The following is a 25,807-nucleotide window of genomic DNA, read 5'->3' on the forward strand; positions in this document are numbered from 1 at the left end:
AGGTTATTTAGTTTTAGGCGAAAAGCTCATTTGACACAAATACCCGTTTCATCAGAAATATTTCCAACTTGCTTCGCCGGCACACCTTGATACCATCCGAGTGTCGTCGCATCCTCTAGTAGCAATGACTGCGCGGCCAGTAGCACGTTGTCACCGACGCGCCGCTGATGCACGATTGTCGAGGTAAACCCGAAGAAGCAGCGGTCCCCGACGGTGACCTCTCCTCCCACGGTCACGTTGCTAGCAAAGAAGTTATGATTGCCGATAGCGGTGTCATGACAAAGCGTGGTGTTGGACCAAATGACGTTATTGGACCCCAGGTACACCCCCGGTTCCACGACTACTCCGGGCATTATGAAATTGTTGTCCCCTATTTGCACCCCTGCCGCCACGAATGCGGAGGTGGAGATGATATTCTGTAAGGTATACCCTGCCACCTTGGCTCGCTCGAATAGGTGCTGACGCTGGCGCATTTCACGATAGCCCACGGCAACGTACATCGACGTCACGGCTGGGGGGTGCTGCACTATGCAGGTCTCCCAGTTAAACACAGGCAGTCCGCAATACTTATCGATATTTTTTCTGTCGGCATCTACAACAAACCCTAGCACCTGCAACCCTATTTCCTGAGTGGCATAGTAATGGGCTAAACGGGCCAGCGAACCCGTGCCTAAAATCAATAGAGGCTTGGTCATTACTTGACGAAGACGAATCGCAGGTATTTGAACAGGGGAGACGACACCGGCAGAACTGCGTTCAGGTACTGCTCTACCGTATCGGCGTGAGCATGAGACTGCTCGTGCATCACCTTGGCCTGGCCGAGGAACCATTCGAATTCGACGCGGCAGTCCGAAAAACCGATGGTTCGCGCCGCCTCTAGCACTTCCCGGAAATTGAAGCCCTTTTCATGCGTCTTGATCGGCTCCGCCTTTTCCAGCAGCTCTGCGTTCATGCCGTAGTGTTCTTCATAGTGCTTGCCGTTATGCAAAGCACCCTGAATTTCGCGATGAACAATCGGAGTGATTGGCAATACCCCACCGGTGAGCTTTTCGGCCCCGGCAATCGCCATGATGAAATCACGATTGGGGTTCAGGTCGGAGTAGAATACTCCGCCTTTTTTAAGCACGCGATATGCCTCCTGTAGAAAGGCGCGGTAATCGATCAGATGATCCATGAAGGAATACGCAGTAGCGAAATCAAATGTATCGCTGGCAAACGGCGTGCTTTCAGCCATGCTTTCGTGCAGGGTTACATTACCTGAACTCAGGTCAACTTGCTTCATCATGTCTCGCGTAATATCCACGCCATGCACTTCGCCAAAAAGGTCATACATGAGATGAATTATGAAACCAGTCCCACATCCGAAATCGATCGCTTTGTTTTTCTCGCGGCAGGCCGCAGTCAGCCGCAGCAGGATATTGCGTACTTTTTCCTGGTTCTCTGGGCGAAAATGTGGACTCTTGTTGTATTCGCCAGCGTTAGCAAGTGAGGCATGAACATATATGTTCGCTTTAATAGTATCTTCTTGACTTGAGTGGGATGTAGTCATAGTCACCGATAATCGAGGAATTCAACAATTAAGATATTTTTATTATTTAGTTTTTAGTGTGAAGAAAGTTTATTTTTTCTTTAACTAGATATCTGGGGCGACAGAGTGTCTCCTGGTATACCCTAAAGACATAGCTACCGATTATACCTAAGGACATCATTACACTACCAAGACTAAAACAGACTGCTAATATTATTAGGGTGCTTCCACTAGGTAAAGATGATCCGAAGAGTAATTGCTGTATAACAACGATCGACATATATATTAAGCAGCCTAACAGCAGCGTCAGTCCAAAAGCCATAAAAAGCTTGTGAGGAACGTCTGTGTAGCTAATTAATGAATTGACTGCTAGACCAAGACGTTTTCTGAAAGTGTAGGAGCTTTTCCCATGGGCTCTTTCAGAATAGGGTAGCTCTATGAAATAAGAGTTGAAGCCCATGTAGAACATGAGAGGGCCATACAAAATGTTTGCTTCTTTAAACTGCAATAAGCCGGTTAATACATTTTTGTTGAATGCGCGAAAAGTGCCAATGTTGAGGGGGACATTCGCGCCAACGATACGCGCGAAGATGTAATGATACAGCTTCGAGGTAAGTCGATTGGCGAGCTTGTTTTCTAGTGGGCTTTTGATCGTATAAATGATGTCGGCTTGTTTATCCCGTAGTTCGTGGACAAGGCTGACAATATCCTCCGGACGATCTTGCAAATCTGCGTCCATAAGGACGATAGTATTTCCATTTGCGTGTTCAAAGCCTGCGCAAATGGCGGGATGTTGGCCAAAATTCCTCGATAAGTTTATTACCTTTATTGCGGGGCTGTTCGATGCCAATTCTCTGAGGATTGTTAACGATCTGTCGCGGCTTCCATCATTGATATAGATAATCTCGAATCGTTTGGCGCATAGACTTAGCGTTTTTAGAAGTCGAGTAGTGAGCTCAGCCAATGTGTGTGCATTGTTGTATACGGGAATAACAACCGTAATGTCTGTTTCATACGACATTGTTTTAACCTTGGTTTGCCTTGTATAAGCGCTGACTTTCAGGAAGAAAGAACTCATCCAAGCTTGTAGGAAGTCGGGTATCGAAGCCAATCAGCCTTCTTGCTTGAGCGTTTAATTGATCGCTAATGCTTTCCGGGATAAAGCGGACCCAGTCCATGCGTTGTTTCATGAATGAACGGGATGCGTTCAGCGTCATGGAGTGATTCCATCTATCTGTTGTGTTTTTTGATGTTCGATGATAAATCCTAGCGTTAAAAACTAAGAGGGTCCCCGCTTTGCAGACTGCATGAATACAATGTCTCTCAAAAACATCCTCTTCAGGTTGCTTTTCGGAGTGTTGTGAGCCTGGCAAAATTTTAAGCGCGCCGCCGTTTTCGACGGTATAGTCATCTAATGCCCAAATTACTCCCATGTTAAAAATGTAGCCAGGGTGGAAACGAGGACTATCGACATGCAGTCTTCCTGCATAGTTACTACCATGAGGGGGAATGCATGAGGACGTTGCAGCATACATTATCCAGTGTTCGCCAAGGTGTGGCGCGATCAGCTGCTGTAGCCGAGGATCTTCGAGGAGGCGCCCATAATTGATGTCGCGACATATTAGGTCATGTATTTGGTAACGATCCAGTAGGCTTTGTTTTACACCTGGTTTAGGTGCAAAGTTATTAACTGCTTCATGCATTGAGGTTTTTAACAGAGCAGTCTCTTTGTCAGTTAGGAAGTTTTCGATAAGCGCATACCCGCGTGTTTGTATTAGGTAGCTACACTCGTCAACCTGCGTTTTGGCAAGTAAGGGTCTGGATGTGAGATGGATTTGATTCATGAGTTACCTTTTCCAATTTTCTATGCTCATACAATGTTCCATTGGGGTCTTAATGTATAGAAAACGAGTATTGACTATTTCAAGTTAGCTAAATTTCGCGGGGCAAACTTCATGTAGAAGGCGGCCCTTTTCCCGCAATTAAATAGTAAGTCGATGATGCTCACGCTTGGGGTGTAGTCGCCCCAAAGTTGGGGATATTCAGGATATCCTGTGTAGTCAAACCAAGTGAGTTGAATGTTGTTTTCTGCAAAAGCTTTTTGGTCTAGATAGTCCTTTGCCGCCGGGCCCGAAACGTATTCAGTTGCGCCTGTTTGTGTGCAAAGATCAATTAATCGTTCAGTTTTTCCGTTGGTTAGAGTGTAGTCCCAGGAGTTTGAGATTATGGTACGAATTTCTAGGTATGAGCATACTACTTCGATCAATTTTCTATTAAGAGAAGACAGAGTTAAATGTTTTTGATCGATATACACAGGTTTTAGCAACGCAGCGATATCAGGAAAAAAGGGTGCGCGACGATAATTGAGCTCCATGGACTGCCAGTGCTTTCTTTGCCATGATGTATCTGTTAACTCAACATCGCGAATACGTCTATTTATATTTTGACCGACAGGTATGCTGATCCATTTTTCCCCTTGTGGGGTTTTTATCTTATTCCGATTACGCCAATCATTTTTTGTAAATTGCATATCATCATAGATGATGAACTCGTCAACATAAGCAATCATATCAAAGTATCCCCTCCAAGGCAGATAGTTAGACTGGATGATTGCAATTCTCTTCATGATAGCCTGCTTGTCGAATGCGATTTTTAGATAACTTTGGGTTTGGTATAGAAAAAATAGGTGCAGAAGGTCAACGCTAGATCATCTGAGGCGTCATCCGCGAATAATTTTCATCTAGAGATATTATTGGTTTTCGTTAATTTTTAGCATCGGTGAGATTGATTGGATTAATAATATTAACGACGGATTAATACGTCTTCAGTAACTAAGCTATATTTTTTTAAAAACTTATTTTCTTCTAGTTCTTTTATTCTTTCTTTGGGTAGAGAAATTAGCTTATATTGAAGAATTTCATTTTCGTTAAGAGTGAATGATCCTCGCCAGCCAGCAAGAGCAAGAGATCCTCCATCACGCATACAAATTGGATGGTGCATAAAGCGATAGACAACCGCCCTATCAAATGGATGACGTGAGCAAAACACGGTTCTGGCTCGTGCTTGATCGAAGGCAACTTCGCTTGTGACCATTATTGCAACCAAATCTATATCTGAAGATTGGTTTAATGTTTGCCCGCTTGATATATTGTGCATTCCTTTTAAAGCCCGCACGGGGTTTCGGACATCTAGCAAGTTAAGCGCAGCACTATAGAGTGCTAATAATATAGAGACGCAGCTAACGCTAAAAAATATAAATTTAAGGATAGATTTATCCTTAAATTCTTCGTAATATGCTTGGATAAAGGTTATTGTAAGTGCAATAGTAATTATTAGTTCAATTGAAAATACATATTCAAACGGTCTTACGTCGAAATAAAATAAAAATATATAGTATCCAACTAGAGAAGCTAAGCAAGAGATAAGGAAAATTCTTATTTTTTGATTGTTTTGTTTTGTTTTAAATGCAATGAAAGTAAAGATCAAAAACATTGCGAACGTGTAGATATGCTTTATTAGAGGTCCGCTCCCTCCGAAAGTCAGCTTTTCAAAAATGCCTCTCTCAATGCGAGACTCTTGGATTGATGAAATTTTCAATATGGTTTCTATGAAATTGTGATAGTACGTATTTAGATATAAAAAAAATATTATATATAGTACAACGCAAGCCGCGAATTTGGTCCGTTTGAGCTGAGCAAACTGAATGTACAATAAGAAAAGGAAAATAGGAAGGGCAGGAAGGCTGTGTCTGTATGAGAAAGTCACGCTAATAATTAAAGCAATTCCTGATACGATTGTTAGTAGCGTAAAAGCGGGAGGCTTGATGTCTTTTATTAAAATAGTGAATAAAATTATAAAAGAAATAAAAAATAAGGTGTTAGATATAATTTCAGGTCGAACTTCGTAAGATCTATAAGCGCATAACAGAACAGTGAAAATTAAAGCTAGTAACCAAGAGTAGAAAGCTGGGTTTTTTATTTTTTCTTTTAAACAAGTATAAAATAAATAAAAAATTAATAAAATATTAATAATAATAGCTAATATTCCTATCGCTCGTAATGCCCAGGCGCCTGATGCGAAATCGCCAGTATGTGCGAAGTAGCTTGCTAGCAAGACATGCATTGGCAAGATTACTTCACCTTGCCAGTACTCGTCGATACTAAGGGCGTAAGATGACGCCATAAAATACATCTCATCTGTGCGGTACGTGCCAAACATAACGCCGCTTATTAACCAAAAACAAGATAGAGAAGCAATAACGATAAAAAATATACGTGCTGATTTTACGAGGTTTATGTCGCGCATGATTTAGAAAGTTGGCCCGCCCTCTTTCAAAGAGGCGTTAAAAGAGAGTAAGCACATATGTGCTATAGGTCGTTACTGAAATGGGCGTAAACTAACTTATGAGTTAATGTTTTGCCGTCCGTAATTGTAAGTCTAAATGAAGAAGATAGATCGTGAGTTCCCGGTAAAACGGTAATCCTCCGCCAAAGGAGCGTAGTTAAAGGTAGAATTTTCTAACGGCAGTACTTTAGTAAGCATCCGGTAAATCCACATTGACGAACGGCCGCCGGACCATTTCCTGAATGATCAAATGCAAAATGGCGCGCAGGCAGCGTAATTCGCCGGCCGGGGTGGCGCCGGCAGGTTCGAACAGACGGTCGTCTTGCAATACAACAGCCAGCTTGTGCTGCGCACCGGCCAACGACATGCGTTTAACCCGCCGAATGCGTTAAGGGCGCTGTGTGGCCCCGTCCATTACAAGGTTGGGTGGTAATCCCCCGTTCGACCTTAACCAGGAAGTTCTCGCTAACGCCGATACTGCCGGCGGCGGCGTCCTGGCGAATGTTCTGGGCTTTGCGCACGGCGCATACAAGTCGATCAGCAGTTTAAGTTTATGTACGATGCACGCATGTTCGAAGCGCGCTAAGCATTGAATGGTTACTTAAACATTACCGGCAAACCTTTGCAGGCGTCGCATTTCATCACGTGCCTCGGCAAGTAACTGATCCCAGTTATCGGGCGGGCGGCCGCTTTCCAACATCTTGCGAAACACCCTGTATGCGTCATCGCCGCTTTCGTAGGCACGCTTGGTGTTTTCATCGTTTACCCAAACGAACACAAGCACTTTGCCCGCTGCATGATAGCGAAAGAACAAACGATACTGCTGAAAAAATTTGGCTCGAAACCAATGCTTATGGTCATCGCCAAGTGTATTACCCTGGCGATATTCAGGGCGCGTTGGATCCTGCGGAATAATATCGAATGCCAGTCGCGTGATTGCAGCAAGCCGCTTTGTGGCATTTTTTTTTATAAACGCAACAGGATCTTTCTGCTTCAAGGTTTCAACCTGCTGCGCCAGTGCCTCAACTTGTGCAAGAAACAAGGGGTGCGCAAAAATCGTCCAGCCATGAATGACCAAAGGCACTGCCTGTTTGTCGGTCATTCATCGTCATCCGTCAGGGCGCAGTTAAGGTCTAGCTCAACACCCTCGGTTAACGTTTGCAGCTTTTGAACAAAGCTTGCATCCATCGCCTTCAGCCTTTCCGGGTGGTTGGCAATGTCAGCGGCCAGAAAGGTTAAGAAAGCGCCAAGCACCGGGTCGCTATCACTGGATGTTGTATGACGTGTAAGCACCACTTCACCGTTTGAGCGAATGGTGTAATGAATTTTGTCGCCCTTGCCAAGCTTAAGCGCGCGGCGCACTGTTTGCGGGACGGTAGTTTGATAACGTTCTGTAAGCGTGGAGTCGACCTCAAGAGTTGCAGACATGGTGTGCTCACGATGAAAGGTGAATATGCCTCATAATAATGCATTTGCATTAATTAGACAATGCAAATGCATTGAAATATTGGGCCAGGGTGTTCACGATTCCACCCTTTTCCTCGCCGGCCTTTTTGCTGATGAACTGGGTGAACTAATTACCACTAACTCGGTACCAACCCAACCAACGCATCAGCGGCTCATCCGAGACACGTATGATCAATGCATCTTCATTGGCAGTATGAACTTGTGTCACCCACGATGGCGCTGCCAACATATCCCCTTTTTCCCAGTCGAACGATTGCCCGTTAATGTCCGACCGCCCCTTGCCCGCCAACACCACATAAATTTGGTTCGCTGTGGTTGGTTGCTGGGTTAAAGCGCAGGCGTGTTCAATTGAAATAGCAACGTGATCAAAGGTGGGTTGCTGTTTTGCAGACGACAAAGTCTGCATACGAACGCCTGGCGATACGGGCGCCGAACGTAACAATTTTGGCTGGTACTCCGAGAAAGCAAACCGCATGGGAGACTCCGGCACCACATCGGTCGCATTCTCTATTCGCGCAGTGTGTTTTTCAAAGAACATGGCGCCCAGCATCGACGTTAACGGGGCGTCCAGTACATCGATCCACAGTGCATCATCCGTACTTTCATTGGCGTGCCCGTGGTAACACCAGTTTGGCGTGATCAAGACGTCGCCCGGCATCATCGGAATCTTCTGCCCGTCCACCACAGTAAACGTATTTTCACCGGCTTCTAGAACGATTCGCATGGCGTTGGGGGTATGCCGGTGGCTGTTTGCTTGCTCACCCGCTTTCACCATTTGATAAGCCCCCACCAGCGAAGGAACCGTTGCGTACTCATTCCCTGGAAAAGGGTTCGCCATAATCAGGTTACGCCGTTCGGCCCACTCGGTACCCACCAGGCGACCGGCGGCCAGAAGGGCCGCGCGCATCTGGCTGTAGGGCCAGCGGTGCGGAACAAAAGGATGATTGGGGCGCGGCACAATCACCGGCGTTTTCTTTGCCCATCCGTTCTGAACTTGGATTTTTTCAAGCAAAGGGTACAGTTCCGCCAAGTCAGCGACCTGAGAAAAATTAGTATCTGTGGGTGGATTCATAACGCGACCTCGCAAAAACCTTACTTAACCTGAAGGGTCATCTCACCCACATTTTCAATGGCAATGCGAACACGGTCACCCCGATTAACCGGGCCGACACCTTCAGGCGTCCCTGTTGCAATAATGTCGCCCGGATACAGCGTCGCAACGCGCGATGCAGTCTGAATCATTTCCGGAATATCCACGATTAAATCTTTTGTGTTGGCGTCTTGTTTCAACACGTCGTTCACCCAAAGGCGAGCTTGGATATTCGATGGGTTTGGTACTTCGTCGGCCGTTACGATCCATGGCCCGAACGGGCAAAATGAATCGTACGACTTGCGCATCACGCGCTCCTCCTTGCCACGCACTACCATATCGATTAAACAGGCATAGCCAAAAATGTAGTCAAAGGCCTCTTCACGGCTAATATTTTTCCCTTTCTTCCCAATCACGATGCCCAATTCGCATTCATGGTGAATTTCACGCCCCGGTATTTCAGGCAGAACAATGGGGTCGTTAGGGCCGGACAACGACGAATTGGCTTTCATAAAAAAGCCATTTCGGTCTGCGCGATTAGTCGACTTCATTTCCTCGCCATGCTTGACATAATTCACCGGATACGCAAGCAACTTATTGGGCCACTCCAGCGGCACATCAAGGCGAATGGATTCGGCGTCGATTGGTTTTGTATCGGCGTGGGCAAGCAGGTTCTTAATGCATGAGTCAAAATCAGCAATAAACTGAACCATTTGTACCGGTGGCCACGATGCTGGGTTCACCCCATAGCTATCAGTCACGTCGAACCACCCCTCTTGGTTGGCCACGCCAATGCGGCCGCCATTAAAACGAAATACCTTCATTGCCCTTCCTTTTCTGAATAAACACGACTCTGGCCCGTAACAAACTGAAGTAGCGCCTGCGGGTTGGCAGGCAATGCATCACCGCGCCAGGCGACAATGTCGTCGGGCCGAACCAATACAAACCGTTTTTGATAAAGCCTGGCCAATTCCGGATTTGCCCAGCGTACCCTTTTAAGCGGAATTTTTAACCTGGTTGCGGTGAGACTCCAGGCCTGCCAATCGGCACCATCCTCATCGCCCGCCAAACCCGTATCCACCAACACATAACCCCTGCCAAAAGCATCCAGTGTTGACTCATCAGGCGCCAACCAATAATGCGGGGCGCGCCGGCCCGGTTGGGTGGATGGTGTGTACACCGCTGTTTCAGCTTGTTCTTTTTTCACCTGCGCGGCAGATTCCTGCTCATACACAATCGCGGGCGAGCTCAGGTACCGATAGCCCAAATGCACGTTATCCAGATACCACTCTTTGCGCATGGCCTCACTGAACGTGCGCCCAACATGCGCACGGGCTTGCTCACCTTCCTGGCTATCGTCCAAAAGCGCTTCATGCCGCCCTACCGATTTCATGGCTTGCAAGTTGCGAGTGGAGATTTGCACGATTTGCTGTGCAATGGGCCGTCGTTCAGGTTCGTACGCATCCAGCAAAAACTCACCGCCCCATCCATCAAGACAGGCACTTAGCATCCACCCTAACGCCGCCGCATCGGTAATGCCGGTATTCATGCCCAGACCCCCGGTGGGGGACGTTAAATGACACGCATCGCCGGCCAGAAAACAATGGCCTTTTCGATACTGGTCGGCCACTAGTTCATATCGCGCCCATGACAACACCGACAAAATCTCCAGGTCGAAAGGCTTTCCCATCATTTGATAGGCGAACTGACGCAATTCATCGTGCGTATAGTTACGCTTGACCTGGTCGCCGACAATTGACATGCGCCAGTTGTCGCGACCATTAATGGCCACCAAGGTGCCCCACGTACCTTTCGAGCCCAAAAAAAGATGGCGATAACCGGGACGCTTTTCGTGCAGCTGATTCAGGTTTTCACATCGGAAAATAACATTCGTTGTGTACGTAAGCAGCCCTTTGCCGGACATGGGAATGTCCAGCATTTCCCTTACCCGGCTACGCGCACCATCACAACCGACCAAAAACCGGGCTTTTACGGTTATCGTTTGCTGCTTACTGTCGTCGTAAACTGTCGCCAATACACCTTCGCTCTGTTGCTCCAGATGCTTGAACGTATGGTGATAAAGAAGCTGGACATAAGAGTGTGATTGCGCGAAATCGCGCAAAATGGGGTCAAACATATTCTGAGGACACCGCTCTCTTTTTTGCGGGCTATACGGCGGCGGCCTGTCGTCATTCATCGACGGGAAAGGCTCGCGACCCAATTCCCAGCCGTTGAGCGAAGTCAGGTAAATGTTGTCTTGGGGGTAATCACGGTTGTATGGGCTGGCCTCTACCGCCTTGACCAAACCCCAACGGCGGCAAAGCTCCATGGTTCTAATACCCACCTGATCCATTTTGGGCTGAACCACAACACCATCGCCACGCTCGACAACAATGCAACGCTTGCCACGCCAACCCAAATCTCCGGCAAGCGCGAGACCTACCGGCCCGGCCCCAATAATCAGCACATCGGTTTCTAAATCCATCGGTATAACCTTGGCGCTACGCGTGCGTAACAAAAATATTGCTAAAGCCCCCGTTACGCTGATCGATATCCTCAAGCGCTTGGTTGATATCGTTAAGGGGCACAGGTTGATGTTCGAATGCCGATAAATCCAGTACGCCACTGCCAACCATGTCGGCAAGCATTTGCGCCTCGTCTGTGGAAAACCACAACGACCCCTTGTATTGGAGTTGCCGGCGCATCATCAATAAGGGATCCAACGGAATGGTATTGGCCAGACCGCCACAATTAACCAGGCTGCCGCCCCGGGCAAGCGCCTGCAAAGCATTAAGCGTGCTGTCGACAGGCACCCCGGGACCCACCGCACTGATCACGACGTGAACACCTTCGCCCCCCGTGTCACGCATGACCACGTCGTGCGCCGCTTCATTGGGCATTTGTATGGTGGTGACTCTTTCAGGGCAAATCGCTTTAACCTTTTCCAGTATGGCGGTGTTGCGGCCGGTGCCAAAGACTTTGGATGCCCCCATTGCCAGGGCCACCATCGCCGCACCCACACCCAAGGTGCCGGTTACTCCGTCAATCAGCACGGTTTGCCCAGGTTCAAAATTGGATTTACGTATAGCCGAATAAGCCGTACCCAAATACCCCAATCGCACGGCTTCGGCGTCTTTTACCGTATCGGAAAGCGTCACCAGATTGGACGCCGGGATAATCAGATACTCACCGAACCCGCCATAAGGGTAGCGTTCAAAAATCGGCGCCGAACCCGGTCCGAACCCAAAATACCCATGAAAGGTAAAACTGGGACAATTTGTGGGCACATTACTTCGACACGCTTTGCAAGACCCGCAGGTAAGCGCGGGGTTAATATAAACGCGATCCCCAGCCTGAACAGACTGCACTTCCTCGCCCAACTGATCAACCATGCCCACCGCGTCCAGGCCGTAAATTGCCGGCAGCTTGCGCGCCGGCAACGTAGGATGACGCTTGGTGTAGTTACTGATCACATTTTTCAAATTGGGCACGACCCCACATGCACTTACCTTAACCAACACATCTTTTGGGCCAGGCATGGGCACCGGCAAGGTTTCAATTTGAAAGGGCTGGCCGGGCGCATGCAACCGCGCCGCTCGCATGGTTCTCATGTACTGCTCCTGTTGAAAAAACATTAACCCACTTGCTTGCCGTACTTACCAATTAACTCAACTGCTGTGTCGTACAGCTTCTGACCATCAAACCCCTTATCAGACATATCAGCAATCCATTCACTATTCACTTGACCTGCAATGTCAATAAACTCAGATGCTTGCTGGTCGGTGAAGGTGTAGATCTCATTGCCCCGGTCTTCAGCGGCTTTGCGCCCAACCGGGTCGGTGCTGGCGGTGGTGTCTCCGCACCACCCCGATGTTGCCAGGCCTGAGTTTGCATCCATCACTGCCTTTAACTCAGCGGGTAAGCCCGCATACTTTTGCTTGTTCATTGTCATGAGAAAAGGCGTGGTATACAGAGCGCCACTGTCTTTCGGGAATTGCGTGTGATACTTGCAAAGCTCATCAAGCTTAACGGAGGGTACCGTTTGCCAAGGCAACACAGCCGCGTCAATAACCCCTTTCGATATTGCGTCGGGGATCCCCGGCAAAGGCAACCCTACCGGGGTTGCACCCACAGCCGCCAGCAACTTGGTCGTTTGACGGGTTGGGCCCCGAACTTTCATGCCTTTAAGATCAGCCGCTGAATGGATGGGTTTATTCTTGGAGTGGAAAACACCTGGCCCCGAAGTGTGCAAGGCAATTAAATGTGTTTCGTCGTACTCCTGGGCCGCGACAGTTTGCCCGTATTCCCAAAAAGCCATGGACGTTGCTTCGGGGTTGTTCATAATAAAAGGCAGCTCGAACACTTCCGACCTGGGAAACCGCCCCGCACTGAGACCAGGCAATGTCCATATAACGTCAACCACACCATCGCGAACCTGATCATAAAGTTGTGGCGGTGTACCGCCCAACTGCATGGATGGGTAGCCTTCAAACTTGATCATGCCGTTGGACTCATTGGTGACTTGTTCCATCCAGGGCATACAAAGCAATCGCCACGTGTCCGACTGTGGCGGCATGAAGGTATGAAACTTCAGAGTGACGGCTTGTTGAGCGAAAATACTAACAACCGGTGAGCCGATGGCTGCGGCGGCCAGGCTCGACTTTAAAAAGGTACGTCTGCGCATTATTGTCTCCTTGATTTTTAAGTTAGGTAATGCATTAACCACAACGCAATCTGCGGGAAAGCTAATACAAGAACAACACGAACAACATCACTGACAAGGAACGGAAGCACCCCCTTATAGCTTTCCAAAATAGGTACATCTTTCGCCAACCCGTTCACAACGTAAACATTCAAACCAACAGGGGGGGTTAATAAACCAAATCCAATGGTGATCAACACCAGAATGCCGAACCAAAGTGCTATGTCCTCGGACGGCATACCAATATCCAGGCCCATCACAATGGGGAAGAAAATAGGCAGTGTTAGCAACATGACGGAAATTTCATCCATGATGGCGCCGGCAAACAGGTAGAACAGCAAGATAGCTGACACCACAAAATAAGGGGGCAACCCAAAATTGGTAATTTCAGCCGCCAATACCTGCGTTATCTGCGTAAGAGCCAGTGCCGCATTCATCATGTCGGCGCCCAGCAAAATCAGGAAAATCATGGCGGTTGCGCCGGCGGTTTCCAGGAAGCACTGCCCAAACTTGGCGAGGGTCAGCTCCTTCTTTATGAGCGCCATGAAGAAAGTAGCCACCGCACCCACAGCGGCACCATCGGTTGGCGTGAACCAGCCGCCGTAGATACCACCGAATACAAGCAGAAATATGAAAAAGATGGGCAGAACACGCCAAACGACCGGCCAACACATCACCCGGCCATTTTGTTCTTTCAGCGGTGCCTGCCCCGGCACCAGGCGAACATAAAGCGCAATGGCCAGCACGTAACCCAACATGGCCAGAAACCCTGGCACCATAGCAGCGGCGAATAATTTAGCCAGGTTTTGCTCTGTCACAATGGCATACAGGACCAAAGGCACAGAAGGCGGTATTAAGAAACCCAACACGGCGCCCGCCGCCAGCGTACCCGTTGCCAGCTTTCCGGAATAGCCCTGCCGCTTCATTTCAGGATAGGCCACCGGGGTAATGGTGGCGGCAGTAGCAACCGACGAACCACATACGGCGCCAAAGGCACCGCTGGCAATGACCGACCCCATTGCCAGCCCCCCTCGCAAACGTCGCGTCAGCGCACTGGCAAACTCGAACAACGCCGCCGACAATCCCCCTTTGGAGGCGAACTGCCCCATAAGAATAAACAGCGGTATGACGGAAAGGTCGTAATTTGCAAAACGCGCAAATACGGCGGAGTTAAGATGATTTACCCATGGAAGCCAGCCTGTTTTGGTTAAATACCCAAAAGAACCCGCAACAAACATGGCAACGGCAATCGGCACCCTAATTGCCATTAACACCAACATAATGGCAATCATCACCACCGCAACTTCAAGGCCGCTCATAACAAGCCCCTTGCATTGCTACAACGCTCTGCCAAAAGGCAATGATGGCGGTCACACTCAAACTAGGCACAATAAACGAATACACGATCCAGTCGGGAAAGCCAAACATCATTGAGCTGGATTGGCTTTTATAGGCGCTTAGCCCCCCAATCGCTGTGCGCCACAGCAGTAGCGCCATGATCAGACCCATTAACAGCGACCCAAACCGATTCAAGGCATGCTGCGTCGAAGGGCGCGCGCCGGCCATAAAAAAATCAATTGTCAGATGCCCGCATCGCCATTGACAATAAGGCAGAAAAAGCGAAACAACCGTGCCCATGGCATAAGCGGTTAGCTCAAAATCACCAACAAAAGAAACAGCAAAAACATTTCGAAGAACCACGCTCACACAGATAAACACAGCAACACAAAACAACGTGAGCCCACCGATCAAGGCGAAAATCTTGGCGATAAGTTCGAACACTTTGGCCATTTCGTTAACCCACCACTCGTTCCGTTCGCAATGTCTCAATATCTTCACCGCAATAACCAAGACTGGCCAATAACTCATTGGTATGCTCACCCAACTGCGGGGGTGACTGACGAACACTGGGCCGGTGCCCGCCCATTGTGAATGGCAACAAGGGAACCTTTACCTTTTCGCCCCCGCTATCCGCGTCGGGTAGCGCAATTTCGCGCAATCCGCCAGACGCATTCAAATGGGGATCGTTGAATAAATCTTCTGGTTTGGTAATGGGAGCAAACGGCAAACCATGGGATTCAAATTTTTCTGAGATTTCGCCCGCTGTCATTTGTAAGAAGATCTGCTGGAGTTTGGGCAACAAGGTGTCCCTGTTCTGCACACGTTGATTATTTGTGTTGTATGAAGGGTGGGTTTTCAACTCGGAGATACCGAAAGCGTCGCAGAAAACGGCCCATTGCGTTTCACTAACCACAGCAAGAAACACCTGCTCGTTGTTTTTTACGGTGAAAACGTCGTAAATACCCCAAGCCGATACACGCGCAGGCATTGGCGCCGCAGGCACCCCAGTTACTGCAAATTGCAGCATGTGCTGGGCCACCAGAAACACATTATTCTCGAATAAGGCACTTTGTACTTTTTGCCCCTTTCCGGTCACGGCTCTTTGAAGCAGTGCGGCCATGGCACCTATCGAGCCAAACATGCCTCCCATAATGTCGTTAACCGATGAGCCGGCCCTTAGTGGGTCACCTGGTCGCCCCGTCATGTAAGCCAGCCCCCCCATCATTTGAACAACCTCATCAAGTGCGGTGCGATGCTCGTATGGCCCCGGAAGAAACCCCTGGTGACTCACATAAATAAGTTTCTGATTAATGGTCGACAAACTTTCATAATCTAAACCGAGCTTATGCATTGTGGAGGGCTTGAAGTTATGACTTACGATATCGGCTTTTGCGATTAGTTTCTTGGCAATTTCAAGCCCTTCAGATTGATGGAGATCAATCGCGATACTTTTCTTGTTTCGATTGAATGCGGCGAAAAAACCGGCGCCTGAGCCTTTCAGTCGGCGCGTGTTATCTCCTTTCAAGGGCTCAATCTTGATCACTTCAGCGCCTAAATCACCCAGAACCAATCCACAGGTTGGCCCCATCACCATGTGGGAAAACTCTATTACACGAATTCCGTGTAGCGGCAGTATCTGTTCAGTCATGAGTTGGTGCCGTAAAGTTTTTTGGAATACCTGCCTGCGCAAGCATGCCGTACAGCGGTTCATCGGGTAATGCCGCTTCTATAACAGATCGGGCTGCCAGCAATTTGGGAAGATCAATTCCGGTATGAACACCCATTGCCTGAAACATGAAAGCGAGGTCTTCGGTAACCACGTTGCCCGTAGCGCCGGGCGCATAAGGACAACCGCCAAGCCCACCCAGCGAAGCATCGAACGTGCGTACACCTGCCTCATAGGCAGCCAGGCAATTGGCCAGACCCAACCCCAGAGTGTTGTGCAAATGGGCCGCGCCGGCATGCGACCCAATTTCTTGCTTTAGGCGTTTGAACAGCCGCTTGACCTGCGCGGGGTTGGCATAACCTGCAGTGTCGGATAAACCGCACTCATCTACACCAGCCTCAGTTGCTGCAAGCGCAAGCTTCAGGACATCGTCTTCCGACACTGCGCCCTGTAGGGTGCAACCGAACGCTGTCGATAACCCGACTTCGATTTTTGTCGTTGGTGACTCAGTGTTGCGCAAATGGACAATGTCGCGCACGGCACGAATCATCTCTTCAGGCGTTTTACGAACATTTGCCTGTGAATGAGCACGACTTACGGACACCGGAACGGTAATTTTGTGCGCTTTAGATTGAATGGCGGCACGAGCCCCTTGCAGGTTGGGAACTAGAACAACCACGCTTAAACCAGGCAATTCAAGCGCATGTTGCACAACCACATCGGTATCAGCCATTTGAGGTAAAGATCGGGCAGGCACAAATGAACCCACTTCAATTTCTGCAACTCCGGCATCGTACATAGCCTTGATCCACCGAACCTTTTCATTCGTAGGCATCAGTGCCGCAATAGATTGCAGACCATCACGAGGCCCTACTTCGCTAATGACAACGCTGTCCCGCACCTGCGATGTAGCCTGCTCATTTTTCACTTGCCCACCTTAATTAAAATTCTGTACAATAGAACTGGTTTCTTTCTAATGGAATTATATCAAAAGGTTTTATTTATTAACCTAGCGTTTACCCTATGCCAAAAAAACCAAAATCCCCCTCTGTCGCCGACGAAAATACACAGGTCGGTGCTGCATCGGTTAACCGAGCGCTCTCAATCCTGGCGGTATTCCAGAAAAGCCAACCTCGTCTTAGCCTGAGCGAAATTGCAGAACAAACCAAGCTATACAAAAGCACTGTTTTGCGCTTGCTATCATCACTAATTAGCGCCAATTTCGTTCAACGATTTCCAGACGATCGCTACGGCCTGAATTACGAGGTTGCTCGTCTTTATGAGGTTTATCGGGGCTCTTTTTCACTTGAGCAGGTTGTACAACCTGAGCTACAAGACTTGGTAAGCAAAACCGGAGAAAGCGCCGCATATCATGTTCGGCAAGGAGATATGCGTCTATGTTTATACCGTGTCGACTCACCCCACCCTATTCGCGACCATATCAAAGTAGGCGATGTTCTTCCGTTGAACCGGGGCGCAGGCGGGCGCGTATTAGTTGCGTACTCTGCGGAAATATCGCAACGCACGAACAAAGATGAGCAGATTTATCAGCAAATTCGTGAGCAAGGGTATTTCGCCGGCATTGGCGACCGAGATAGCGGAGTAGGCGGAATTTCCGCCCCCGTTTTTGATACGCGTGGCCATTTGGCGGGCGCAATTACACTAACCATGCCGGCCGAACGCTTCAATGAGCAATTCATTACCGCAGTTATAGAGGCTTCTCGGCGTTTAGGCGCACGAATATGACACACATACCTCGAGGAACTCGCTAGCCTATTAACTGACCTCGGTTCGCGGCCGGTTGGCCCGCCAGTGCACTGGCTCGGGCTTGAACTCTCCGGCCACCACGGCACGGGTGAGTTCGCGCTTCAGAATCTTGCCGCTGGCGGTCATGGGGAAGGCATCCACCACCAGAATGTATTCCGGCATGTCGTATTTCGACAGCCCGTTTTCATATAGGTACTGCAGAATGGAAACGTAGTCGGGCGCGGCTGTGCCTTCCCAAATTAAGGCCAGGCAGGCTTTTTCGCCCAGGCGGGGGTCGGGCACGGGGAATACGGCGGCTTTGCGAATCAGCGGGTAGCTGTGGGCCAGGTCTTCAATCAGGCCGGGGTAAATATTGCGCCCGCCGCGAATGACCATTTCTTTCTTGCGGCCCACAATGCGCAGGCAGCCCGATTCGTCAATGGTGCCCAGGTCGCCGGTTAGGAACCAGCCCTGGTTATTGAATGAGGTTTCGGTGGCGGTTTGGTTGTCGAAGTAACCTAGCATTAACAGGCCGCCGCGGCCGCCCAGCTCGCCGATTTCGCCGGTTTCGGCTTCAATGTCGGGGTTGTCCTGGCGCCAGATGCGGGTTTCATAGCCCTGGCAGCAACGCCCGCAGGTACCCACAATAATGGGTTCGGGGTCGGCCGGCTGGGTGTAATGGTGCGAGCCGTTTTCGCTCATGCCGAAGGTGTTTTGTGGTTTAACGCCCAGGTTGAAAAATTCCTGCGCCACCCAGGGGGGAATAACGGAGCCCGACAAATAAAACACTTCTACGTCGCCCAGCGATTTCAAATTACGTGTGCGGGCTTCTTTCAACAGGTCGATACCGTGGGTGGGCACGCCCAGCAAGTAGGTGGCTTTAGAGACCAGAATCCAGTCCATCCATTTGGCCGGGTCCGACGAGTCGCTGACCACCAGTTCGGCGCCGGTCACAATCGATTGCTCCAGCGCCACGGTGCCAATATGGTGGCTCATGGCGCTTAGGGTCAGCATAATAGTGTCGGCGGTGTGGCCCCAGTCGGCCACCATGGCACGGCCGTTGGCCAGCAAGGTGTTGTCGCTGTGCATCACCCCTTTGGGGTTGCCGGTGGTGCCCGAAGTAAAGGCCAGGTACAGCACCTTGTCGGGGTCGTTATCCACGGGGCTTTCAATAAGGGGGGCGTCGGGCGAGGGGTAACCGGATACCGGCGCCGGCTCAGCCGAACCGGCTGCGGTGCCGGGTATATTTGCCTGGGCGCCGTCTTCACCCACCAGCATAATTTGCTTCAGCGAGGCAATATCGGCGATGCGGTCAAGAATGGATTTGCCGGTGAGGTCGGCCGCGTAACCCGGCTGGGTAAACAAAACTTTACAACGCACCTGGTTCAGCAGGTTCACAATATCCTGCACGGTATGGTTTTTATGCAACGAAGGGCAGCATACGTAGCCGTTTCGGGAACAGGCCAGAAAGATCACCACGCTTTCAACGCAACTGGGCAACCACACGGCCACACGGTCGCCGCGCCGCAGGCCCAACTGATGCAGGGCGCCGGCCACGCGGGTGACTTCTTCCTGAAATTGCGGCCAGGTTAGGCGCCGATGCTTATCGCGCACGGCGTACCCTTCGGGATACCGTTTGGCGTTACCTTCCAGCAGCGAGTAGAACGTGTCGTTTTGCCACACGCCACTGTCGTAGTATTCGCGTGCCTGACGCGGATTGTGCATCGTTAATAAAGTATTCATTGAAAATTGGATTCCTGGGCGCGTGGCGGCTACTATTTACGGAATGCGAGGCCGCTGATAAGATACTATTTATAGTAAGACAGTGCGCTTATTTTACACAGGAGTCATACGACTCACAACAGGAGGCATCATGCGCGTCATCGACATACTTCGCACCAAACCGGGCGTGCTTTACACAACTTCCCCCGACACCCCCATTAGCAAAGCCCTGCTGAATATCGCCAACCACGACGCCGGCTCGCTGATTGTGATGAAAGACAACCGCCTGGTGGGCTTGTTGTCGTTCCGGGAAATTATCAATATGCTGGCGCTTCAGCTTGCCCCGCAAGGTGGCGAGGGGGCCATTGATTTGCAATCGCTTAAAGTGAAAGACGTGATGAACAGCCAACCTGTTGTGATTGACCCACAAATGGACCTGCATACATTACGCGGCCTTATGGTGAGTTTACGCCAGCGCTTTATGCCGGTAGTGGAAAAAGACGTGGTCATTGGCGTGTTGTCTTTCTACGATGTGGCCAAAGCCGTTCATGAAAGCCAGGAAGCGGAAAACCGCTACCTGAAAGCCTACATTAACGACCAGCACGAAGCGCCGCAGCCTTAATGGCGGCGTTTGTTATTCATTCACGCAAGGTTCAAATTTACCGGTGTGCGGGTTACGTACAAACAGCACACCGGTGGCCACGCCGAAATATGCGGCGTGCAGCATCAGTTCGCCGCTTTCCACACGGCGGCGAATAAACGGAAAGGTCAGCAGGTTGTGCATGCTTTCTTCCGCCACCGCCAATTCCAGCCGCTTCAGGTCTTGGGCGTAGTCGCCGGTTGACGGGCCCAGGCGCTCGGCCACGGGCTCGATTTGCGACATCCATTTACGAATGAATTCACCCTGGCTTAACGGCGCAGCCTGGTCGTGAAAGGCTTTTACGCCCCCACACGACGCATGGCCCAGAATCACAATGTGTTTCACGTTCAGGCCGTTCACCCCGAACTCGATGGCGGCGCTGGTGCCGTGATACGACGACTCCGTATCGGGGTCGAACGGCGGCACCAGGTTGGCCACGTTACGCACCACAAACATTTCTCCCGGCCCCGCGTCGAAAATAGCTTCCGGCGACACGCGCGAATCGCAGCACCCAATCAGCATGATTTCCGGGCGCTGCCCTTTTTCAGCCAATTGGTGGTAGCGGTTGCTTTCGGTTTGAAAGCGGCCGTCGAGAAATTGTTGATACCCTTCAGTGAGTCGTTGCGGAAACATAAAAGCCCATGTCGTTTATTTTTAAAAGTTCGGTCAGGTGGCTTTCAACATGTCTTCAATGACTTTCTTGGCATCGCCAAACACCATCATTGTTTTATCCATGTAGAACAGCTCGTTGTCGAGCCCGGCATAACCGGAAGCCATGGAGCGCTTGTTCACAATGACCGTGCGCGCTTTGTAGGCTTCCAGAATCGGCATGCCCGCAATCGGCGAGGCCGGGTCGTTCTTGGCCGCCGGGTTTACAACGTCGTTCGCGCCCAGTACCAGTACCACATCGGCCTGGCTGAATTCACCGTTAATGTCGTCCATTTCAAACACCTGCTCGTACGACACTTCCGCTTCAGCCAGCAACACATTCATGTGCCCCGGCATGCGGCCCGCAACAGGGTGAATGGCATATTTCACGGTAACGCCCTGCTCGGTGAGCTTGTCGGTCAGTTCTTTCAAGGCATGCTGGGCACGGGCAACGGCCAAACCATAACCGGGCACAATAATAACCGTTTCCGCATTGCTGAGCATGAAGGCGGCGTCGTCGGGGCTGCCCGACTTCACGTTGCGCTGTTCACCACTTCCCGCAGCCGCCGCCGAGGAATCATTACCAAAGCCGCCCAGAATCACGTTGAAGAACGAACGGTTCATGGCCTTGCACATGATGTAAGACAGAATGGCGCCGGAAGAACCCACCAGCGAACCGGCCACAATCAGCATGGGATTCCCTAACGAGAAACCAATACCGGCCGCAGCCCAACCCGAATAGCTGTTCAGCATCGACACCACCACCGGCATATCGGCCCCGCCAATGGGGATGATAATCAGCACACCCAGCAGGAACGACAGCAGCGTCAGCAACACGAACGGTGTCCAGGCTTCCGTCATCACGAACCAGACACCCAGGCCGATGGTGACCAGGGCCATGAGCAGGTTGAAGTAATGTTGGCCGGGGAACACCACCGGGGCGCCCTGGAACAGGCGGAACTTATACCGCCCCGACAGTTTCCCGAACGCAATCACGGAACCTGAAAACGTAATGGCACCAATAGCCGCACCCAGGAACAGTTCAACCCGGTTACCGGTGGGAATGGCGCCGGCGGCGTCTACAATACCGAAGGCAATGGGCTCAACCACAATGGCCCCGGCAATGGCCACGGCCGCCAGGCCGATCATGCTGTGCATGAAGGCCACCAGTTCCGGCATTTTGGTCATTTCCACCCGGCGCGCCATGGTGGCGCCCACAAAGCCGCCAATCACCAACCCAAGCAGCACCCATGCCAAACCACCCAGGGCGTTTTCCTGCGCTTGCGACCAGATTAAGGCACCGGTGGTGAGCACGGCAATGGCCATGCCCGCCATGCCGAATGTGTTGCCTATAATTGAAGTGGTGGGGTGCGATAAGCCTTTCAGCGATTGAATAAAGCACACCGAGGCAACAAGATACAGCAGTACCACAATATCCATTGAAATCATGACTGGCCCCCTTTGGCTTTTTTCTCTTTCTTCTTGAACATGGCCAGCATGCGCTTGGTAACCAGGAAGCCGCCGAAGACATTCACAGAAGCCAGCGCCACTGCGAAAACGCCCATGCCTTTGGCCAGCGGGTCAACGGTTAAGGCGCTGGCCAGCATGGCACCCACAATCACAATGGCGGAAATGGCGTTGGTGACTGCCATGAGCGGGGTGTGCAGTGCAGGCGTCACGTTCCACACAACGTGGTAACCCACATAAATGGCCAACACAAAAATGACCAGGTTGATAATGGTTGGGTTAATCGCTTCCATTTATTTCTTCCCCCACAAAATTTGCCCGTTTTCACATACCAGGCAGGCTTTGACGATGTCGTCGTCTTTTTGAATGGCGAGCTTGCCGTTTTCGTCCACAATCAGCTTCATGAAGTCGAGCAGGTTGCGGGCATATAACGCCGAGGCATCGGTGGCCAGCATGGAAGGCAGGTTGGTTAAACCCACAATTTTCACGCCGTGCTTTTCCACCACTTCGCCTGCCACCGTTAGGGGGCAATTGCCGCCGCGTTCAATGGCCAAATCCACAATCACCGAACCGGGTGCCATGGCACGCACGGTGTCTTCGGTAATAAGCGTAGGCGCAGGGCGACCGGGAATCAGCGCCGTGGTAATCACGATATTGGCCTGTGCGCAGCGCTGTGCCGTTAAGGCCGCCTGGCGTTCCATCCACGCTTGCGGCATGGGCCGGGCGTAACCGCCCACGCCTTCGGCAATCTCGCGTTCTTCATCGGTTTCGAAGGGCACGTCGATAAACTTGCCGCCCAGCGATTCCACTTGTTCTTTGGCAGACGGGCGTACGTCGGACGCCCATACCACGGCACCCAGCCTGCGGGCGGTGGCAATGGCCTGCAAACCGGCCACGCCGGCCCCCATAATGACCACCTGAGTGGCCTTCAGGGTACCGGCCGCCGTCATCATCATAGGAAAAATGCGGTCGTAGAATTGCGTGGCCAGTAACACCGATTTGTACCCGGCAAGGTTGGCCTGCGACGACAACACATCCAGACTTTGGGCGCGTGTAATACGCGGCGCGGCTTCCAGGGCAAAGCCCGTGATACCGGCCTGCGCCATGGTTTGAAGGTGCTCGGCGTTGAACGGGTCGAGCATGCCCAGCACCACTTTACCTGCGCCCATGCTTTGCAGTTCTTCGCTTTGCGGCGCCCGAACTTTCAGAATGAGTTCAGCCGCAAAGGCGTCTTGCGCTGAACCCAGCGTAGCACCCGCTTCAGTGTAGGCTTCGTCGGTAAAACTGGCTTCGCGGCCGGCCCCGTGCTGAACAATCACGCTGTGGCCGGCTTTAACGTACTTCTTGACCGTTTCGGGGGTGGCGGCAACCCGCCGCTCGCCCGCTACCGTTTCTAATGGAACTCCAATTTGCATAATAGCCTCAGGCAAACTCCATGATGATATCGCCACTGGCGAGTTGATCACCTGGTTTAACTTCAATCCGGGAAATGACTACGTCTTCTTCCGCGTCCACACTGACTTCCATTTTCATGGCCTCCAATATGCACAGTGGGCTTCCCGCCGAAACTTGATCGCCGACTTTCACTGCAATGGAAACCACCAATGCAGACATCGGACAAACAAGGCACCGCTTTTCTTGCTCTTCGTTCACTGCCGGCATCACCGCCAACAATGCATTTTCCGTGGGGGTCAACACCAAGGCGGTGGCCTGCGTACCGGCATGCGACAGCAAGTACGGCTCCTGGCCGATGTCGACACCTATCACCACCGCTTGGTCGTTAATAGTACCCTGCCAAACCGGTTCGTCGGTTTTCCAACCCGACGCCACCGTGTGCACGGTAGGGTCGCCGTCGAATTGAATCTGCCACGTGTCGGGCGACACAGGGGTGAGCGTTAAAGAGAAATCTTCGTCTCCCAAACGCACCACGCGCGATAGCGCAGCGGGGGACGGCGCGGCCGCGTTTGCTGCGGGCGCGTTTGCCTCTTGCTCGGCCGGATGAATGCCGCATTCCATGATCGCGGCCGCCACCGCCATGCGGCGCGCAGTATCGCCCTGGGGCGCCACAGGCTTATAACCGTTGGGATACTCTTCGGCAATAAAGTTGGTGGATAACGCGCCGCTTTGCCAGCGTGGGTGATGCATTAACGCGGCCAGGAACGACAGGTTGTTGGCAATGCCTTCCAGGGCAAACGCATCCAGCGCTTCACATTGGGCGTGAATGGCCTGCGCCCGCGTGGGTGCGTGTGTCACCAGTTTGGCGATCATGGGGTCGTAGAAGCGGGCGATTTCGCCGCCTTCGTACACGCCGGTATCGTTGCGCACGGTAATACCGTTTGTATTCCCTTCAGCAGGCGGGCGATAGGTGCGCAAGCGCCCCGCCGCCGGCATGAAGTTGTTGGCCGGGTCTTCGGCATACACCCGGCTTTCCACCGCCCAGCCGTTAATCTTGACGTCGTCTTGCTGAATCGACAGCGTTTCACCGGCGGCCACGCGAATCATCTGTTCCACCAGGTCAACCCCGGTAATCAGTTCGGTAACCGGGTGTTCAACCTGCAGGCGAGTGTTCATTTCCAGGAAATAGAATGACTTGTCTTGCCCGCATACGAACTCCACCGTGCCGGCCGAGTCGTAGTTCACCGCGCGCGCCAGGGCCACTGCCTGCTCACCCATTTCACGACGCGTGTTGTCGTCAAGCAAGGAAGACGGCGCTTCTTCCAGCACTTTCTGGTTGCGTCGCTGAATAGAGCATTCGCGTTCCGCCAGATACACCACGTTGTCGTGCTTGTCGCCCAGCACTTGAATTTCAATATGGCGGGGGTTTTCAATAAACTTTTCAATAAAGACACGGTCGTCGCCGAACGACGCGGCGGCTTCCGAACGGGCACGTTCAAACCCTTGCGCCACCTCGCCGATGGCGCGCGCAATGCGCATGCCTTTGCCGCCGCCGCCCGCCGAGGCTTTAATCATGACCGGCAGGCCGATTTCCTTCGCCACCTGAACCGCGTGATCGCCGTCGTTAATTACGCCAAGGTAACCGGGAATGGTGGAGACTTTGGCCAGATTGGCAAATTTCTTCGAGGCGATTTTGTCGCCCATAACCTCAATGGCGTTTTCGTTCGGGCCAATGAATACAATGCCCGCCTGCGACAAGGCTTTCACAAACGAGGCGCGTTCCGATAAAAAACCGTAGCCGGGGTGAACCGCCTGGGCACCGGTTTTCAGGCAGGCATCAATAATCTTGTCGACCACCAGATACGACTCAATGGCCGGTGCGGGCCCAATGTGTACGGCCTCGTCGGCCATTTGCACATGCAAGGCCCGGCGATCGGCATCGGAATAAACAGCGACCGTTGCAATACCCATCCGACGAGCGGTTTTAATAATTCTGCACGCGATCTCGCCGCGATTTGCAATAAGAATTTTTGAAAACATAGCGTCCCTGT

General features: G+C 51.3%; 26 protein-coding genes and 1 pseudogene. 2 read left to right on the forward strand and 25 right to left on the reverse strand.

Going from position 1 to position 25,807, the window contains the following annotated elements:
• Positions 1-26: 26 nt before the first annotated feature.
• The 19 genes and pseudogenes from G9Q38_RS02140 to G9Q38_RS02225 form a co-directional block, all read right to left on the reverse strand.
• Positions 27-695, reverse strand: a complete 669-nt coding sequence (locus G9Q38_RS02140) for an acetyltransferase (protein WP_166127359.1) — start codon at positions 693-695, stop codon at positions 27-29.
• The gene (locus G9Q38_RS02145; protein WP_166127361.1) at positions 695-1,549 is read right to left on the reverse strand and encodes a class I SAM-dependent methyltransferase; all 855 of its coding nucleotides are present in this window, start codon (positions 1,547-1,549) and stop codon (positions 695-697) included. The genes G9Q38_RS02140 and G9Q38_RS02145 overlap by 1 nt, the downstream gene beginning before the upstream one ends.
• Before the next feature lie 46 nt (positions 1,550-1,595).
• The gene (locus G9Q38_RS02150) at positions 1,596-2,549 is read right to left on the reverse strand and encodes a glycosyltransferase family 2 protein (protein ID WP_166127362.1); all 954 of its coding nucleotides are present in this window, start codon (positions 2,547-2,549) and stop codon (positions 1,596-1,598) included.
• 4 nt (positions 2,550-2,553) lie between these two features.
• Positions 2,554-3,372 carry a phytanoyl-CoA dioxygenase family protein gene (locus G9Q38_RS02155; protein WP_166127364.1) on the reverse strand — a complete coding sequence of 273 codons (819 nt, stop codon included), beginning with the start codon at positions 3,370-3,372 and terminating at the stop codon, positions 2,554-2,556.
• A 74-nt stretch (positions 3,373-3,446) separates the two neighbouring features.
• A complete protein-coding gene (locus G9Q38_RS02160) occupies positions 3,447-4,154 on the reverse strand; it encodes a WbqC family protein (RefSeq protein ID WP_166127365.1) in 708 nt (235 codons plus the stop codon).
• A 176-nt stretch (positions 4,155-4,330) separates the two neighbouring features.
• Positions 4,331-5,710: a hypothetical protein gene (locus G9Q38_RS02165; RefSeq protein WP_166127367.1), complete on the reverse strand. Its 1,380-nt coding sequence runs from the start codon at positions 5,708-5,710 to the stop codon at positions 4,331-4,333.
• 349 nt (positions 5,711-6,059) lie between these two features.
• Positions 6,060-6,239 carry a hypothetical protein gene (locus G9Q38_RS02170; RefSeq protein WP_166127369.1) on the reverse strand — a complete coding sequence of 60 codons (180 nt, stop codon included), beginning with the start codon at positions 6,237-6,239 and terminating at the stop codon, positions 6,060-6,062.
• A 58-nt stretch (positions 6,240-6,297) separates the two neighbouring features.
• A pseudogene (locus tag G9Q38_RS15255) lies at positions 6,298-6,393 on the reverse strand (helix-turn-helix domain-containing protein); the annotation flags it as partial.
• 80 nt (positions 6,394-6,473) lie between these two features.
• Positions 6,474-6,974: a type II toxin-antitoxin system YhaV family toxin gene (locus G9Q38_RS02175; RefSeq protein ID WP_166127370.1), complete on the reverse strand. Its 501-nt coding sequence runs from the start codon at positions 6,972-6,974 to the stop codon at positions 6,474-6,476.
• Positions 6,971-7,300 carry a type II toxin-antitoxin system PrlF family antitoxin gene (locus G9Q38_RS02180; RefSeq protein WP_166127372.1) on the reverse strand — a complete coding sequence of 110 codons (330 nt, stop codon included), beginning with the start codon at positions 7,298-7,300 and terminating at the stop codon, positions 6,971-6,973. The genes G9Q38_RS02175 and G9Q38_RS02180 overlap by 4 nt, the downstream gene beginning before the upstream one ends.
• Positions 7,301-7,445: 145 nt before the next feature.
• Positions 7,446-8,411: a cupin domain-containing protein gene (locus G9Q38_RS02185; protein WP_166127373.1), complete on the reverse strand. Its 966-nt coding sequence runs from the start codon at positions 8,409-8,411 to the stop codon at positions 7,446-7,448.
• 20 nt (positions 8,412-8,431) lie between these two features.
• Entirely contained in the window at positions 8,432-9,253 is an 822-nt protein-coding gene (locus tag G9Q38_RS02190; RefSeq protein WP_166127375.1) for a fumarylacetoacetate hydrolase family protein, read from the reverse strand.
• The gene (locus G9Q38_RS02195; protein ID WP_205962327.1) at positions 9,250-10,914 is read right to left on the reverse strand and encodes an FAD-dependent oxidoreductase; all 1,665 of its coding nucleotides are present in this window, start codon (positions 10,912-10,914) and stop codon (positions 9,250-9,252) included. The genes G9Q38_RS02190 and G9Q38_RS02195 overlap by 4 nt, the downstream gene beginning before the upstream one ends.
• A gap of 16 nt (positions 10,915-10,930) precedes the next feature.
• On the reverse strand, positions 10,931-12,040 hold the full coding sequence (locus tag G9Q38_RS02200) for an alcohol dehydrogenase catalytic domain-containing protein (RefSeq protein ID WP_166127377.1): 1,110 nt from the start codon (positions 12,038-12,040) through the stop codon (positions 10,931-10,933).
• Between the two features lie 23 nt (positions 12,041-12,063).
• Entirely contained in the window at positions 12,064-13,113 is a 1,050-nt protein-coding gene (locus G9Q38_RS02205; RefSeq protein WP_228276173.1) for a TRAP transporter substrate-binding protein, read from the reverse strand.
• Positions 13,114-13,130: 17 nt separating this feature from the next.
• Positions 13,131-14,450: a TRAP transporter large permease gene (locus G9Q38_RS02210; protein WP_166127379.1), complete on the reverse strand. Its 1,320-nt coding sequence runs from the start codon at positions 14,448-14,450 to the stop codon at positions 13,131-13,133.
• Entirely contained in the window at positions 14,437-14,922 is a 486-nt protein-coding gene (locus G9Q38_RS02215) for a TRAP transporter small permease (RefSeq protein ID WP_166127381.1), read from the reverse strand. The genes G9Q38_RS02210 and G9Q38_RS02215 overlap by 14 nt, the downstream gene beginning before the upstream one ends.
• Before the next feature lie 4 nt (positions 14,923-14,926).
• Positions 14,927-16,120 (reverse strand): CaiB/BaiF CoA transferase family protein, encoded by a 1,194-nt coding sequence (locus tag G9Q38_RS02220; RefSeq protein WP_166127382.1) that lies wholly within the window; start codon positions 16,118-16,120, stop codon positions 14,927-14,929.
• Complete coding sequence (locus tag G9Q38_RS02225; protein WP_228276174.1) at positions 16,113-17,066, reverse strand: hydroxymethylglutaryl-CoA lyase; 954 nt, start codon at positions 17,064-17,066, stop codon at positions 16,113-16,115. Before G9Q38_RS02225 ends, G9Q38_RS02220 begins: the two co-directional genes overlap by 8 nt.
• A gap of 95 nt (positions 17,067-17,161) precedes the next feature.
• On the opposite strand from G9Q38_RS02225, the gene G9Q38_RS02230 reads away from it, so the two are divergent.
• Positions 17,162-17,884 carry an IclR family transcriptional regulator gene (locus G9Q38_RS02230; RefSeq protein WP_166127385.1) on the forward strand — a complete coding sequence of 241 codons (723 nt, stop codon included), beginning with the start codon at positions 17,162-17,164 and terminating at the stop codon, positions 17,882-17,884.
• 30 nt (positions 17,885-17,914) lie between these two features.
• Here the strand turns inward: G9Q38_RS02230 and G9Q38_RS02235 are convergent, their stop codons facing one another.
• Positions 17,915-19,627, reverse strand: a complete 1,713-nt coding sequence (locus tag G9Q38_RS02235) for a class I adenylate-forming enzyme family protein (protein ID WP_166127387.1) — start codon at positions 19,625-19,627, stop codon at positions 17,915-17,917.
• 130 nt (positions 19,628-19,757) lie between these two features.
• Here G9Q38_RS02235 and G9Q38_RS02240 point away from each other — a divergent pair, with 130 nt between their 5' ends.
• On the forward strand, positions 19,758-20,228 hold the full coding sequence (locus G9Q38_RS02240; RefSeq protein ID WP_166127390.1) for a CBS domain-containing protein: 471 nt from the start codon (positions 19,758-19,760) through the stop codon (positions 20,226-20,228).
• Positions 20,229-20,240: 12 nt separating this feature from the next.
• On the opposite strand, the gene G9Q38_RS02245 is transcribed toward G9Q38_RS02240, so the two are convergent.
• From G9Q38_RS02245 to G9Q38_RS02265, 5 genes are read right to left on the reverse strand one after another with little or no spacing between them, the layout of a single operon-like run.
• A complete protein-coding gene (locus G9Q38_RS02245) occupies positions 20,241-20,879 on the reverse strand; it encodes a carbonic anhydrase (protein WP_166127393.1) in 639 nt (212 codons plus the stop codon).
• A gap of 33 nt (positions 20,880-20,912) precedes the next feature.
• Positions 20,913-22,343, reverse strand: coding sequence for an NAD(P)(+) transhydrogenase (Re/Si-specific) subunit beta (locus G9Q38_RS02250; protein WP_166127396.1), 1,431 nt, complete (start codon positions 22,341-22,343; stop codon positions 20,913-20,915).
• On the reverse strand, positions 22,340-22,654 hold the full coding sequence (locus G9Q38_RS02255) for an NAD(P) transhydrogenase subunit alpha part 2 (RefSeq protein ID WP_114419213.1): 315 nt from the start codon (positions 22,652-22,654) through the stop codon (positions 22,340-22,342). The genes G9Q38_RS02250 and G9Q38_RS02255 overlap by 4 nt, the downstream gene beginning before the upstream one ends.
• A complete protein-coding gene (locus G9Q38_RS02260) occupies positions 22,655-23,776 on the reverse strand; it encodes a Re/Si-specific NAD(P)(+) transhydrogenase subunit alpha (RefSeq protein ID WP_166127398.1) in 1,122 nt (373 codons plus the stop codon).
• A gap of 7 nt (positions 23,777-23,783) precedes the next feature.
• Positions 23,784-25,796 (reverse strand): acetyl-CoA carboxylase biotin carboxylase subunit, encoded by a 2,013-nt coding sequence (locus tag G9Q38_RS02265; protein WP_166127401.1) that lies wholly within the window; start codon positions 25,794-25,796, stop codon positions 23,784-23,786.
• Positions 25,797-25,807: the final 11 nt, after the last annotated feature.

The sequence above is a fragment of the Pusillimonas sp. DMV24BSW_D genome (assembly GCF_011388195.1).
In the GTDB taxonomy this organism is placed as follows: domain Bacteria; phylum Pseudomonadota; class Gammaproteobacteria; order Burkholderiales; family Burkholderiaceae_B; genus Neopusillimonas; species Neopusillimonas aestuarii.